Below are 14,354 nucleotides of genomic sequence, written 5' to 3' on the forward strand. Positions count from 1 at the left end.
ATTCCGTCGTCCGCGCAAGGATCTTGCACAACACTGGCGGCATGAAACGTGCCATCGCCATCGCACTGATCATCACGGCGACCATGACCGGTGTCGCGAGTGCCGACGTCGGTCCGTGGGTGACGCAGGGCTCGGACCGGGCCCGGCCGGACACCGAGAGCCAGGGGCTGGCCACCGTCATCCGCGGCGGAAGCGGCCAGATCCGGTACACCGGGTTCGGCACCATCCCGGCCGACGTCCGCAACCGCGGGTGGGACCACGTGGGCGATCCCGGCTCGCGGCTCGGCTACTACGTCGAGCCGTACCAGAGCGAGTCGTCGCGCAACAAGATGTTCCGCGTCCAGGCGCCCAACGGCACGTGGTCGGAGTACGTGCACCAGCGCGAGTCGTGGGAGCTGTACAACAACTCGTTCGCCGCGATCTCCCCCGACGGCCGATGGCTGGTGTCCGGAGAGTGGGGCGACACGACGCGCCTGCTCGTCTACCCGTCGCCGGGCATCGCGTTCACCACGCCGGGCCAGAACCTGCCGTACTCGTCCGCGATCCGGCTCAACCGCACGGTCAGCGACATCCAGGGCTGCGAGTTCACCACCGCCACCCAGTTGCTGTGCACGTCGGACGGATCCGGCAAGCAGCTGCTCCAGGTCGACCTCGCGGGGCAGCTGTCGGGCGGTGACGTTTCAGGGAACGTCACCGCCCTCGGTCAGCTGCCGCTACAGAGCGCGTGCTCCGGCACGTTCGAGGTCGAGGGCGTCGACTACGACGTCCGGGACGGCACGCTGCGCGTCATCGTGCTGTCGCCGGGGTGGTGCGTCGCCCTGGACAGCAAGACGTGGCGGTTCAAGAAGATTGGATCCTGACGGTCCAGCCCTCGGCGCCGGACCGGATGTCGACGTAGTCGCACACCTGCCGCGTGAACCACAGCCCTTGACCGGGCTGTGGTTCCAGCGCGTCCGGCGGCCGGAACCCGATCAGCAAGTCCTCGATCTGCCCCGTTGGGCTGAAAACCTCACACACCGACGTGGCCACCTGGGCCGACGCGGAAAAATTGTCAGACCCCGGCGGTACGCTCTGAGCGCATAAGGAAGCGCGCGGGGGAAGCGGCCACGTATAGACGACACCCGCCTCGGCCATGTGCAGCACCTCGGCCACCGCGGACTCGAACACACCGGCCTCGACCGCATTGAGCCCGTGCGACCGAGCCTGCTCGCCGACGAACCGGCACACCGCGTCGGCGTTTCCGTCCAGCGCCATCGCGCGCGCGTCAGCGGGACGCGGTGGCAGGGGCGCGGCGTCGAGGCGAGCCATCAGCGCCATCGGGTTCTGGTAGGCCGTGCTGACACGCCGTTCCGGCCCATGCATCTCGGTGGGATGCGTGCGCCGCGCGGCGTCGATGATCTCGGGACTGGCCGCGCGGGTGTCGTACGGGCAGATCACGTTGAGCGCCAACGGGGCCAGCAGCAGGTTGAGCATCGCCTCGTAGCGCACCCACTCGGCGATCTCGCGGGCGGACGAGCCCGCGCGGCCCGTCCAGTCCGGTTCGGCGACCGCGTGCATGGCGCCGCTAGGCCCGGCGTTGAGCGCGATGTAGCCCGCGGCCTTCGCGAGGGTGTTGGGCGCGGACCCGTCGTACCACGACGAGCTGGGGATGAACGTGACCTGCTCGCGGTCGCGGCCTAACGCGTCCCGCACGAGATCCATCTTGGCCGGGCTGCTGATCATCAGCGGTGGGGGTTCGTGCTCGGCGGCGATGCCCTCCAGCAGGAACGGCACGGTCACCGCGACGAACTCGTCGTCGGAGCCGTGGACCGCGACCCTGTGATCGAACGCCCCGTCTGGTCGTGCACTCATTCGGTTCTCCTCTCGGTCGCCGGCACGCCGGCCGGCTTGATCACCGCCACGCCCCCGCTCAGTTCACCGCCACGCCCGGCCGGCTTGATCACCGGCAACCCCAGGTCACCACCGCGCCCGCCGGCTCGATCACCGTCACGCTGGCCACCCCGGTCACACCAGTCACTTCAGCCACACCAGTCATGCCAGCCACTGCAGTCACGTCAGCCATCCCGGGCACCAGCCACCGCAGGCACAGCAGTCACTTCAGCCACAGCGGTCACCTCAGGCACACCAGTCACTTCAGTCACTGTGGTCACTGCGGTCACACCAGCCACTGCAGCCATCCCAGGCACACCAGCCATCTCAGGCGCACCAGCCACCCATCACCTCAGCCACCCCACTCAGCCGCCCAGGTCAGGGCCGGGGCCGCCGTTTCGAGCCGGAGGACATCGACGCGCTGGTGCGCGCTGTTCGAGTCACGCTTGGCCACCCCAGTCACACCAGCCACACAAGACACCCTGGTCACACCAGCTACACCAGCCACCTCAGTCACCATCACGCCCACCAGCAATCCAAGCCGCGATCTGGCTGCGCGAACTGAACCCGAGCTTCCCGAGAATCCGCTCCACGTGCCCCTCCGCAGTCCGCCGAGCAATCACCAGCCGATCCGCGATCTCGGCATTGCTCAACCCCTCCGCCACCAGCCCGGCGACCTCCAACTCCCGCCGAGTGAGCGCAGACCCCTTCCCGACAGGCCGACCCACGTCAACCCGCTCGAGCGCATAAGAAACCCCCCAGTCCAGCCCCCGAGCACGCCCCCGCCGATAGGCGAGCTCAAACCCCCGCTCCCCCACCCGTTTGGCCCGCTGAGCCGCGTTGTAATGCAAAGACCCGAACCGATTGATGTCGATATCGCGCCACACCCCGTCGGCCACCCCGAGAAGCACGGCAGCACGCTCGTCGCGCTGCCGTGCGGAAGCGATCACCGCGAGCAGGTCGAGGGTGAGTCCGATACCGACCATGTCGTGCAGCGGATGCTTGAGCGCGAGGGCCTCCCGCGCGTAAGCATCCGCGGTCTCCCATTCGTCCTTCACAGTGTGCGCCAACGCAAGCACGCGCAAGACGTACGACAGCACCCACTCCTCACCCGCACGCTGACACGTGATCCGCGCGCGGCGGCACACCTGGATCGCCAGGTCCGCCTCGCCACCGAACGCATACGAAGCGGCCAGCTCGACGTGGTCGAGCAACGCAAGGCTCATCAGCTGCCCGTCAACCACCGGCCGCGCCACAGCCGATTCGAAAATCGAGCGAGCGAGCGAAACGTCGTCGCTGAACAACGCCATCAGTCCCACGACGTGGTCGGCGTGCGCGGCCTCGGCAAAGGCGCCGAGCGAGAGCGCGAGCTCCGAAGCCTCCTGAGCCAGGGCGCTGCCGGTGCTCAGGTCCTCCACGCAGTTGGCGAGCAGCCCCGCGACCCAGAGGCCGCGCGCCCGCGAGGCCGTCGGCTGAGGGTTGGCCTCGAGCGTGAGCTCCAGCCAGTAGCGGCCTTCCAAACGCGCCGAACAGCCGTGCCAGTAGAACCACAGGCTGCCGGCGAGCCGCAGTCCCATCAGCGCCTCGCCGGGCGTGGTGAGGCAGTAGTCCAGCGCGGCGCGGATGTTGTCCTGTTCGGCGCGCAGCAACGCGACCGTCGAGCGTTGCCCCGGCCCGAACCACTTCCGTTCGCAGTCGGCGGCGAGCGCCAGGAACCAGTCCCGATGCCTGCGCCGGATGCCGGGATCGGCGAGCTTCTCGCGACCGTAGTGCCGGATGGTGTCGAGCATCCGATATCGCAGCCGGTCGCTGTCGCGTTCCCGGATCAGCACCGACTTGTCGACGAGCCCGGCGATCGCCTCGAGCACGTCCGGCACGTCGGGGCCCGCGCACACGGCCTCCGCCGCGTCCAGCCCGAAGCCGCCGGCGAACACCGACGCCCGCGCCCACACCAGCTGCTCCTGCCGGGTGCACAGCGCGTAGCTCCAGTCGACCGTCGCGCGCAGCGTCTGGTGGCCGTCCAGCTTTTCCACCAACTGTTCGATCCCCTGGTCCCGCAGCCGGACCGCGGCGAGCTCGATCGCCAGCGGCAGCCCGTCGAGCGTCCGGCACAACGCGCTGACGGCGTCGCGGTTCTCGGCGGTGACCTGGAAACCCGGCGCCACCACCGCCGCCCGGTCGGCGAACAGGCTCAGCGCCGCGTCCTTGAGCGGCCCGATCTCGAGCAGGTGCTCCTCGGTGAGCCCGAGGCGGTGCCTGCTCGTGGCGACGAACCGGATGGCCGGCACGTTGCGCAACAGGGTGGCGACCAGCGCGCTGCACGTCTCGATGACGTGCTCACAGTTGTCCAGCACCACCAGCAGACGCCGGTCCCGCAACCGTTCTACCAGCGCCTGCTCCGGCGACAGGTCGGCGAAGTCGTCCAGCCGCAACGCCTGCGCCATCGCGACCGGCACCAGCGCCTCGTCCTCGATGTCCTGTAACGCCACCAGCCACACGCCGTCCGGGAACGCCCGCTGCACCGCACCGGCGAGCCGGACGGCGAGGCGCGACTTGCCCACCCCGCCCGGCCCCGTCAACGTCAGCAGGCGCGTCGACGACAGGGCCTGCTTGGCCGCCGCCAGCTCCTCTCGCCGGTCCACAAAGCTCGTCGCCTCGAGTGGCAGTGATCCCACCATGTTCAGCAGTGCCCCCCAGGGGTTCGGCCGGACGCAGGGTAAGCGCTCACCTCTCGTCGTCAACGAGAAGACACTCGATCGGGTAGCCCATGACGCTGTGCAATCAAACGATGGGAGGATGTCGACCCGTGCCCCGTGCTGAACGACCGCTGGATTCCGACGGCTCCTCTCTCACCGACTTCGCCGGCGATCTGCGGAAACTGCGCGAACAGGCCGGAGCCCCGACCTACCGCGAACTCGCGGGCAGGGCGCATTTCTCCGCATCGTCGCTGGCCGAGGCCGCGGGCGGCCGCAAGCTCCCCACCCTCGACGTGACGCTGGCGTACGTCGGCGCGTGCGGCGGTGACACCACGTCGTGGGAACGGCGCTGGAAGGAACTGTCCGAGGAGCTCTCCGGCAACGGCGTCGCCTCGGAACATCCGCCCTACGCAGGGCTTTCCGCGTTCGGCGCGCAGGACGCCGACCGGTTCTTCGGCCGCGACCAGCTGGTGCGGCAGCTGTGCGAACTGGTCGCGGCCCGCCGGTTCACGGCCGTGATCGGGCCGTCCGGGTCGGGCAAGTCGTCGCTGCTGCAGGCGGGACTGCTGCACGCGCGGGCGCACGGGCGGAACGGCCTGGAGACGGGCCCATCGGTGCTGATCACACCGGGCCCCCGGCCGATGCGGCGGCTGACCGGGCTCGACCCGGACGCGCTGCTCGTCGTGGACCAGTTCGAGGAGCTGTTCACGGTGTGCCGCGATGCCGAGGAGCGCGCCCGGTTCGTCGCCGCGCTCGGCGAGCACCACGTCGTGATCGGGGTGCGGGCGGACTTCTACGCGCACTGCGCGCAGTACCCGGACCTGGTGGAGGTGCTGCGCGAGGGCCAGCTGCTGGTCGGCCCGATGACCACCGACGAACTGCGCTCGGCGATCATCGATCCCGCGACACGGGCCGGCTGCCGGGTGGAGCACGCGCTGGTGGCCAAGGTGATCGAGGACGCGACCGGGCAGCCGGGCGTGCTGCCGCTGGTGTCGCACGCGCTGCTGGAGACGTGGCGGCGACGCAAGGGCAACCTGCTCACGCTCGTCGGGTACCGGACCGCCGGCGGCATCACCGACGCGATCGCGCGCACCGCCGAGACCGCGTACGAGTCCCTGTCGCCGGACCGGCGGGAGATCGCGCGGGACGTGTTCCTGCGGCTCGTCGCGCTCGGCGAGGGCACCGAGGACACCAAGCGGCGGCTGTCGCTGACCGAGCTCGACGACGACGCGTCCGCGGTGCTGGAACACCTCGCGCAAGCCCGGCTCGTGACGGTCGACCGGACGAGCGTGGAGATCACCCACGAGGCGCTCATCCGCTGCTGGCCGCGGATGCGGGCGTGGCTCGACGAGGACCGCGAGGGCCTGCGCAGGCACCGCGAACTGACCGCGGCGACCGACGCGTGGGAGGCGCTCGACCGCGACCCCGGCACGCTCTACCGGGGTGTCCGGCTCGCGCTCGCCCGTGAACTGCCGCGGCTCACCACGCGGGAACGCGAGTTCGTCGACGCCAGCGTCGCGCTGGAGACCGCCGAGCAGACCTCCGCGCGGCGCCGCACGAAACGCATGCGGTATCTGGTCGCGCTGCTCGCGATGCTGTTGGTCGTGAGCACGGTCGCGACGATCCGGGCGGTGCGGTCCGAGGCGACGGTGACCGCGCAGCGCAACTCGGCTCTGGCGCAGAAGGCCGCGGCGGCCGCGATGACGTTGCGGCAGACCGATCCGGCGCTGGCCGCGGAGCTCGCTCTCGCCGCCTACCGGCTGGAGGCGTCGGACGAGACGCGCGACGGTCTGCTCAGCATGGTGACCGCGCCGGTCGCCGGGCACACCGACTACGTCAACGCGGCGCTCTTCACCCCGGACGGCAAGCGGCTCGTGACCGCGGGCAAGAACAAGACGGTCCGCATCTGGGACCTCTCGAACCGCCGCGAGCCCAGACAGGTCGCCCTGCTCGACATCGGGCACAACGCGCACTCGCTCGCGATGACCCCGGACGGCAGGCGGATCGCGGTCGGGGGCGGCGGCACGCTGGCGGCCCAGGTGTGGGACATCAGCGGCACGCCGGCGAAGATCGCGACCGTGCGTGGTCACACCGACGTCATCTACTCGGTCGCGCTCAGCGCGGACGGCGGGACGCTCGCGACCGGAAGCTGGGACCACACCGTCAAGTTGTGGGACGTCGCGACCGGCCAGGAGCTCTCGACCGTCGGTGGGTTCACGCTCAACGTCAAACCGGTCGCGTTCAGCCCGACCGGCCACACGCTGGCGGCGGGCAGCGACGACCGGACCGTCCGCCTGTGGGACACCACCGATCCGCGCCACCCGGTCGAGCTGGGTGTGCTGACCGGCCACGAGAACTTCGTGACGAGTGCGGCGTTCAGCCCCGACGGCCGGTACCTCGCGACCGGCAGCGACGACCACACCGTGCGGCTGTGGGACGTCGCGGCACGCCGGGAGGCCGCGGTGCTCAGGGGTCACGAAGACGTCGTGATGACGGTGGCGTTCAGTCCCGACGGCCGCACCCTGGCGAGCGGCGCCATCGACCGGACCGTGCGGCTGTGGGACGTCGGGAAGCGGACACCGCGCGATGTGCTGCGCTGGACCGAGGGATTCGCGTCCGTGGCGATCGGCCCGGACGGCACGCTCGCGACGGCCGCCAACGACGCCACCGCCCAGCTGTGGGATCTCGACGTCGCGCATGCGGAAGCCGTGGCCTGCAAGGGTTCCACGCACCTGACCCAGGAACAGTGGGATCGGCACTTCCCCGGCGTCGGCTTCGATCCGCCCTGCTGACCCAGTTCGGCCGGTTCCATCCGCCCCCTTCGCGGATGGAACCGGCCGACCGAACGTGAGAATACTTCACGACGGACCGCGCACTGCTCTACGGTGGGCAATCGGGCCGCCACCCGCCGTCAGAAGGGCACGTCAATGCGCTTAGCCGCGCTCGCGCTCGTGACAACGTTGTCAGCAATGTCACCGGGACTGTCCACTCCGGCCGCCGTCGCTCTGCCCGACGGGCAGGCGCTCACGCCACCGATGGGCTTCAACAACTGGAACTCAACGCACTGCCGGGCCGAGTTCAACGAGGCCATGGTCAAGGGCATCGCGGACATCTTCGTCGCGCAGGGACTGAAGGACGCCGGGTACCGGTACGTCAACCTCGACGACTGCTGGGCGCTGCCGTCGCGCAACGCGTCCGGCGATCTCGTCCCGGACCCGGCCCGCTTCCCCAGCGGTATCAAGGCCGTCGCCGACTACGTCCACGGCAAGGGCCTCAAGTTCGGGATCTACACCTCCGCGGGCACTAAGACCTGTGACACCTCGGGCTTCCCCGGCGGGCTCGGGCACGAGCAGCAGGACGCGAACCTGTTCGCCTCGTGGGGAGTCGACTACCTCAAGTACGACAACTGCAACAACCAGGGCGTGGACGCGAAGCAGCGCTACCGGGCGATGCGCGACGCGTTGCGGGCGACCGGCCGGCCGATCGTGCTGTCGATCTGCGAGTGGGGCGAGAGCCGCCCGTGGACGTGGGCGAGCGACACCGGGCACCTGTGGCGCACCACCGGCGACATCGCCGACAGCTGGTCCAGCATGTTGTCGATCATGAAGAGCAACCTCGCGCTGCACCCGTACGCGGGGCCGGGGCACTGGAACGACCCGGACATGCTGGAGGTCGGCAACGGCGGCATGACCGACACCGAGTACCGCACGCACTTCACGATGTGGTCGATGATGGCCGCGCCGCTGCTCATCGGCACCGACCTGCGCACCGCGTCGCCGGCCACCCTGTCGATCCTGAAGAACACCGATGTCATCGCGCTCGACCAGGACCCGCTGGGCAGGCAGGGCCGCGAGGTCCGGTCGGGCGGCGGGCAGCACGTCGTGGTCAAACCGCTGGCGAACGGAGACGTGGCCGTCGCGTTGTTCAACGAGAACTGGTGGACATCGACGATCAGCACGAACCTGACCGAGATCGGCCTCGGCGCGGGCACCTACGCGACGAAGGACCTGTGGTCCAAGGCGACCGGCACGACGAGCGGCGCGCTCAGTGCTTCCGTTCCCGCACACGGCACCGCCGTGTACCGCCTGAGCCGCACGAGTGCGCCCACCCCGCCGCCGCCAGGAACCTCGTACCTGTCCGATCTGAACGAACTGCGCGGCGGCAACGGGTGGGGCCCGATCGAGAAGAACCGCAGCAACGCGGAGCAGCCGGCGGGCGACGGCCGCGTCATCACGTTGTCGGGCATTACGTACGCGAAGGGGTTGGGCGCGCACGCGTTCGGTGACGTGGAGTACTTCCTCGGCGGGCGTTGCTCGACGGTGACCGCGGACGTCGGTGTGGACGACGAGGCGGGCGACCGCGGCAGCGTGACGTTCCAGCTCTACGCGGGTTCGGCACTGATCGCCGACAGTGGTGTGATGACCGGATCGTCGGCGACGAAAACGTTGGGCGGTAACGTTTCCGGAGCCGAGACGCTACGCCTCGTGGTCACCGACGCGGGTGACGGCATCGACTACGACCACGCCGACTGGGCGGCCGCGCGAATCGCGTGTTGAGGCTGCGATCCCCCAGCGTCGGTGTAAGACTGCGGTTCCAAGACCAAGTGGAGGAGGATCCGGTGGCCTCGCGTCTCAACCCCTACATCGGTTTCAAGGACAACGCGCGCCAGGCGATGGAGTTCTACAAGGAAGTCTTCGGTGGTGAGCTGAGGATCAACACGTTCGGCGAGTTCGGCATGGAGGGCCCCGACGCGGACAAGGTCATGCACGCCATGCTCGAGGCGCCGAACGGCTACACGATCATGGCGAGCGACACACCACCCGAGCAGCAGTTCACACCCGGCTCGCAGATCTCGATGAGCATCAGCGGCACCGAGGCCGACGAGCTGCGCGGCTACTGGGAGGCACTGTCCGGCAAGGGCGGGACGGTGACCGTCCCGTTCGAGAAGCAGATGTGGGGCGACGAGTTCGGCATGTGCGTGGACCAGTTCGGGATCAGCTGGATGGTCAACGTGGTGGCCGAGCAGCAGCAGGGCTAGATCGTCGCGAGCCTCCCCCGGTAGGTTCAGACCGACTGGGGGAGGTTTCGCGTGATCGACGAGTACGCGGTCGAGATCACGGCGCTGCGGCGCGTGTTCGCGACCGGCAAGGGACTTCGCAAACGCGGACCGGGGCACGTCGCGCTGGACGGCGTGGACCTGGCGGTCCGCAAGGGCGAGGTGCACGGGCTGCTCGGCCCGAACGGCGCGGGCAAGACGACACTCTGCAAGATCCTGTCGACCGTGCTGCTGCCGACGTCCGGCACGGCGAAGGTGCTCGGGTTCGACGTCGTGGGCCAGACGTCGCGCGTGCGGGAGTCGATGGGCATCGTGTTCGGCGGCGAGCGCGGGCTCTACGGACGGCTGACGGCGCGGCAGAACCTGAAGTTCTGGGGTGCGCTGCACGGGTTGCACGGCAAGGCTTTGCGCACTCGCGTGGACACGCTGCTGGAGCGCGTCGGGCTGACCGGCCGTGCGGACGACCGCGTCGAAGGCTTCTCGCGCGGCATGAAGCAGCGCGTGCACCTCGCGCGCGGCCTGGTCGGTGACCCCGCGGTGCTGTTGCTCGACGAGCCGACGACAGGCATGGATCCCGTGGCCGCCAAGGACTTCCGCTCGCTCGTCGGTGAGCTGCGGGCGGAGAACCGGACCGTGCTGATCACCACGCACGACATGGTCGAGGCCGAGCAGGTGTGCGACCGCGTGTCGCTCATCGACGCCGGACGCATCCTCGCCACCGAGCCGCCCGCGGCCCTGTCCGAGTGGATCACCCGGTTCGAACGGGTCGACGTGCCCGCGGCGCCGGCGGAAGTCGTTGCCAGGCTTCGGGAACTGCCCGGAGTCGGCAGCGTGTCCACCGAGGACGGACGAGTCCGCTTCGAGACGACCCAGGAAGGCGTCGCGGCCCAGCTGGTCCGCGCGCTGGTCGACGAGGGCGTCACGTCGGTGACCACGTCGAAGCCGTCACTCGAAGAGGTCTACCTGCACGTGTTCGGCCACAACGGGATGGCGGTGCGCAAGTGAGGACGGTGCTGACCGGTTGCTGGTACCAGCTGCTCGTCCTGCGCCGCTCCCCCGCCGATCTCATGGCGTTGTTCGTCGCGCCGGTCAACACGGCGGTGTTCCTGGCGATCGTGCGGCACGCCGATCGGCCGGACCTGGTCGGGCACGCGGTGCTCGCGCCGGGGCTGATGGCCTTGTGGGCGATCGCACTGATCACGTGCGGCGAGCTCATCGACGCCGAGCGGTTCGGCGGCACGCTCGAGGCGCTCGTCGCGGTGCCCGCGCGGATGCTGCCGCTGCTGACCGGGCGGGTGGTGGTCGTCACGACGGCCAGCCTGTTCGCGTTCGCCGAGTCGTGGCTGGTGGCAGTGCTGTTCGGTCTGCGCGTGCCGATACCGCATCCCGCGATCTTCGTGATCTCGATGCTCGGCACCGCGCTCGCGATGGCCTGCTGGGCGGGCGTGATGGCGTCGGTGTTCGTGCTCGCGCGGTCGGCGCGGATCTTCCAGAACGCGCTGGGCTTCCCGTTCTTCGTGCTGGGCGGCGTGCTGGTGCCGGTCGCGATGCTGCCGGACTGGGTGCGGCCGCTCACGAACGTCGTGTTCCTGTCGTGGAGCTCGGATCTGTTGCGCGACGCCCTGAAAACGGCGCCGGTCCAGGACTTCGCGGGCAGGTTGACCGCGTTGCTCGGGCTGGCGGCGGTCGGTGCCGGGCTGGGCGCGTACCTGTTGTCCGCCGTGCTGAAGCGGGTTCGCTCGCTCGGCACCCTCACCTACGCCTGAGGCCGCGATGCACTGGATTCGAGTCTTCGCCGCTTCGACGGTCAACGCCGCGGCCGACTTCGCCGCCACCTACACGTGGCGCACCTGGACGTTCGCGTGGCTCAGCAGGATCATCGCGCAGGTCCTGTTCTTCACCCTCATCGGCACGCTGCTCGGCTCGCCGGACAAGCAGCGGTTCCTGCTGATCGGCGCCACGGTGATGGCGATCGTCGCCGAGGTGCTGTTCACCTGCGCCTCCAGCACGTGGGAACGCCGCGCGGGCACGTTGCCGCTGCTCGTCGCGTCGCCCGGTGACCTGCTCGCGGTGTTCGCCGGGCGCAGCATCCAGTGGGTGCCCAGCTCGGTCGCGACGTCGTCGGTGTGCCTGCTCGTGGTGGGGCCGTTCTTCGGCGTGCACTGGACGTGGGGAACCGCGCTCGCGCTGGTCCCCGTGCTGGTGGTCACGGCGGTCACCACGTACTGCTTCGCGCTCGTGGCCGGCGCGTTCGTGTTGAACGCCATGGACATCCGCAACATCGTCGCCAACGTCCTCGGCGCGCTGATGACCGCGTTCTGCGGCGCCGTGGTGCCCGTGTCGTACTGGCCGGGCTGGGTCGGCCAGGTCGTCACCCTGCTGCCGACCACGCACGGCCTGCGCGCCGTGCGCGCACTCGCCGACGGCGGAAACCCGGTTGGCGGCTGCGTCGCCGCACTGTTGACTGGCGTGCTGTGGCTCGTGGTGGCCCGGCTGGTCCTGCACCGGCTGGCGGAGCACGGGCGGCGGGACGGCACCATCGAGTTCGGGGACAGCTGATCATGAAGATGCACGCCGACGAGGTCGACACCTCGGTCTCCCTGGTACGCGAACTGATCGACTCGCAGTATCCACAGTGGACCGGCCTGCCGATCTCGCGCGTCGCGGCCGGGGGCACGGAACACGCGCTCTACCGCCTGGGCGACGACCTGGTGGTGCGCATGCCGTTCGTCGCCACCGGAGCCGGGCAGGCGAAACGCGACCTCGCGCTACTGCCGCGGATCGCCCCGCACGTCCCGCTGGCCGTTCCCGTGCCGCTCGCACTGGGCGAGCCCGCACTGGGCTACCCGTTCACGTGGTCGGTCTACCCGTGGCTGCCCGGCACGAACGCGACCACCGCATCCGCCGACCCGCACACCCTGGCCGAGTTCGTGCTGGCACTGCAGCGAATCGACACCGCCGATGGCCCTGCCGTCAACGGGCGGGGTGGCCCGCTGGCGCCGCGCGCCCCCTACGTCCGCGCCGCGCTGGCCCAGCCGGACGGGGTGATCGACACCGCGGCGGCGTGGTCGGCCTGGCAGCGATCGCTCGCGGCCCCCGAGTGGGACCGCCCGCCGGTGTGGCTGCACGGTGACCTGCACGCGGCGAACCTGTTGGTGCACGAGGGAAGGCTCAGCGCGGTCATCGACTGGGGCTGCGTCGCCGTCGGCGATCCGGCGGTCGACCTGCTGCCCGCCTGGGGACTCCTGTCCGTCGAGGCGCGCCCGGTTTTCCGTTCGTCGCTGGACGTCGACGACGCGACGTGGGAACGCGGGCGCGGCTGGGCCCTCTCGATCGGGCTGATCGCGCTGCCCTACTACGCCACGACCAACCCGGTACTGGCCGGGATCGCGCGTCAGATGATCGACGCCGTGCTCGCCGGGTGATCGAGCACGCGTTCCACCAGCGCCGTGTCGCAGTGTTCGATCAATTCTTTCAACAGGCCGTTCTCGACCGTGAAGATGAAGCAGTACGTCTGGTTGTAGCTGTGGCCCTTCTTCGTGGTGGCGTGGGCTTTCGCTTGGACGACCACGCGGTCGCCGTCCGCGATGATCAGTTCGGCCTCACTGCGGTAATGCTCGAACTGCGCCATCAACGGCCGCAGAAGTTCCCGCACCACAACGCTTTTCGGCTCCCAGCTGCCCGACCACGACCAGTCGCCGGGGAACACCCACCGGAAGTCCTCGGCCATCGCGTCGCCCAACGCCCGCACGTTGCCTAGGGCCATCTGGTCGAAGATCCCGCGCAGCAGCTTCTCGTTGTCCATGACTTCGAAGCTATGCCGCAGCCAGTCATGCGACAAACGACGGTCTCGCATGTGTGGTATCTCCTTTACGCATGAGTGACTTCACCGTCGCCGGTCTGCGGGTGGTCCGCGAGGCCGCCCGGCACGGCTCGTTCTCCGCGGCGGCCGACCGGCTCGGCTACACCCAGTCCGCGATCTCCCGCCAGATCGCCCTGATGGAACAGGCGGCGGGCCGGCCCCTGTTCGACCGCGAGGCGCGTGGTGTCCGCCCCACCGAGGCGGGCCGGATCGTGCTGCGCCACGCGGACGCCGTGCTGGGCGAGCTCGACGCGGCACGTCAGTCCCTGCAGGACCTGACGCACCCCGCACCCGTCCTGCGGGTCGGCGCTTTCTCGACCGCCATGGCGGCTCTGGTGCCGCGGGCGATCGCCGCCTATCCCGGCGACGTGAAGCTGCGCGAGGGCCTCTCGCCGGGCCTGACCAAGGCCGTCGCCGGCGGGCGGCTGGATCTCGCCGTGGTGACCGGGGACGGCGTCCCGCTGCTCGACGACCCGCTGCTCGTCGCCATGGCACCCGGCCACCCACTCGCGGGACGCAGGTCGGTCACACCCCGGATGCTGCGCGACGAACGCTGGATAGTCGGCAGCACCACGCCGGGGACGACGCTCCTCGGCGCGTGGGCGCCCGACGCCACGGTCGCCTTCGTCGCTCGCGACTGGTTCGCCAAGCTCGGCCTGGTCGCCGCGGGTCTGGGCGTCACCGTCGTGCCGGGTCTCGCCGTGCCCGTGCTACCGCCGGGGATCGCCGTCGCCCGCATCGACCACCCGGAGGCCGTGCGCCGGACGGCTGTCGTGGTCCGGGCCGCGGGTGTGTCCGGCGAGTTCGTGGAGGCGCTGCGGGACGCGGCCGCCGAGGTGTCGGCCGCCGTCCGAAACCGTCTCGGTTAGTC

12 protein-coding genes are annotated in these 14,354 nt (G+C 70.0%); 9 read left to right on the forward strand and 3 right to left on the reverse strand.

The window, feature by feature from the left end:
* The first annotated feature begins 41 nt into the window (after window positions 1-41).
* Window positions 42-860, forward strand: coding sequence for a hypothetical protein (locus tag QSK35_RS05945; protein ID WP_285743032.1), 819 nt, complete (start codon window positions 42-44; stop codon window positions 858-860).
* Here the strand turns inward: QSK35_RS05945 and QSK35_RS05950 are convergent.
* Window positions 841-1,851, reverse strand: a complete 1,011-nt coding sequence (locus QSK35_RS05950; protein ID WP_285743034.1) for an MEDS domain-containing protein — start codon at window positions 1,849-1,851, stop codon at window positions 841-843. The two genes, QSK35_RS05945 and QSK35_RS05950, sit on opposite strands and share 20 nt — an antisense overlap.
* Window positions 1,852-2,378: 527 nt before the next feature.
* The gene (locus QSK35_RS05955) at window positions 2,379-4,511 is read right to left on the reverse strand and encodes an ATP-binding protein (RefSeq protein WP_285743036.1); all 2,133 of its coding nucleotides are present in this window, start codon (window positions 4,509-4,511) and stop codon (window positions 2,379-2,381) included.
* 164 nt (window positions 4,512-4,675) lie between these two features.
* On the opposite strand from QSK35_RS05955, the gene QSK35_RS05960 reads away from it, so the two are divergent.
* The 7 genes from QSK35_RS05960 to QSK35_RS05990 all read left to right on the forward strand — a co-directional run bounded on the left by QSK35_RS05960 (window position 4,676) and on the right by QSK35_RS05990 (window position 13,046).
* Window positions 4,676-7,357: a WD40 repeat domain-containing protein gene (locus tag QSK35_RS05960; protein ID WP_285743038.1), complete on the forward strand. Its 2,682-nt coding sequence runs from the start codon at window positions 4,676-4,678 to the stop codon at window positions 7,355-7,357.
* Window positions 7,358-7,534: 177 nt separating this feature from the next.
* On the forward strand, window positions 7,535-9,121 hold the full coding sequence (locus QSK35_RS05965) for an NPCBM/NEW2 domain-containing protein (RefSeq protein WP_285743040.1): 1,587 nt from the start codon (window positions 7,535-7,537) through the stop codon (window positions 9,119-9,121).
* A 62-nt stretch (window positions 9,122-9,183) separates the two neighbouring features.
* The gene (locus QSK35_RS05970; RefSeq protein WP_285743043.1) at window positions 9,184-9,603 is read left to right on the forward strand and encodes a VOC family protein; all 420 of its coding nucleotides are present in this window, start codon (window positions 9,184-9,186) and stop codon (window positions 9,601-9,603) included.
* 51 nt (window positions 9,604-9,654) lie between these two features.
* Window positions 9,655-10,626: an ABC transporter ATP-binding protein gene (locus tag QSK35_RS05975; protein ID WP_285743045.1), complete on the forward strand. Its 972-nt coding sequence runs from the start codon at window positions 9,655-9,657 to the stop codon at window positions 10,624-10,626.
* Window positions 10,623-11,387 carry an ABC transporter permease gene (locus tag QSK35_RS05980; RefSeq protein WP_285743046.1) on the forward strand — a complete coding sequence of 255 codons (765 nt, stop codon included), beginning with the start codon at window positions 10,623-10,625 and terminating at the stop codon, window positions 11,385-11,387. The genes QSK35_RS05975 and QSK35_RS05980 overlap by 4 nt, the downstream gene beginning before the upstream one ends.
* A gap of 7 nt (window positions 11,388-11,394) precedes the next feature.
* A complete protein-coding gene (locus tag QSK35_RS05985; RefSeq protein WP_285743048.1) occupies window positions 11,395-12,180 on the forward strand; it encodes an ABC transporter permease in 786 nt (261 codons plus the stop codon).
* A gap of 2 nt (window positions 12,181-12,182) precedes the next feature.
* Window positions 12,183-13,046: an aminoglycoside phosphotransferase family protein gene (locus tag QSK35_RS05990; protein ID WP_285743051.1), complete on the forward strand. Its 864-nt coding sequence runs from the start codon at window positions 12,183-12,185 to the stop codon at window positions 13,044-13,046.
* Here the strand turns inward: QSK35_RS05990 and QSK35_RS05995 are convergent.
* The gene (locus QSK35_RS05995; protein WP_285743053.1) at window positions 13,016-13,426 is read right to left on the reverse strand and encodes a nuclear transport factor 2 family protein; all 411 of its coding nucleotides are present in this window, start codon (window positions 13,424-13,426) and stop codon (window positions 13,016-13,018) included. The two genes, QSK35_RS05990 and QSK35_RS05995, sit on opposite strands and share 31 nt — an antisense overlap.
* Window positions 13,427-13,497: 71 nt before the next feature.
* Here QSK35_RS05995 and QSK35_RS06000 point away from each other — a divergent pair, with 71 nt between their 5' ends.
* Window positions 13,498-14,352 carry a LysR family transcriptional regulator gene (locus QSK35_RS06000; protein ID WP_285743055.1) on the forward strand — a complete coding sequence of 285 codons (855 nt, stop codon included), beginning with the start codon at window positions 13,498-13,500 and terminating at the stop codon, window positions 14,350-14,352.
* The last annotated feature ends 2 nt before the right edge of the window (window positions 14,353-14,354 follow it).

The sequence above is a fragment of the Lentzea sp. NBRC 105346 genome, from assembly GCF_030269605.1.
GTDB lineage: Bacteria > Actinomycetota > Actinomycetes > Mycobacteriales > Pseudonocardiaceae > Lentzea.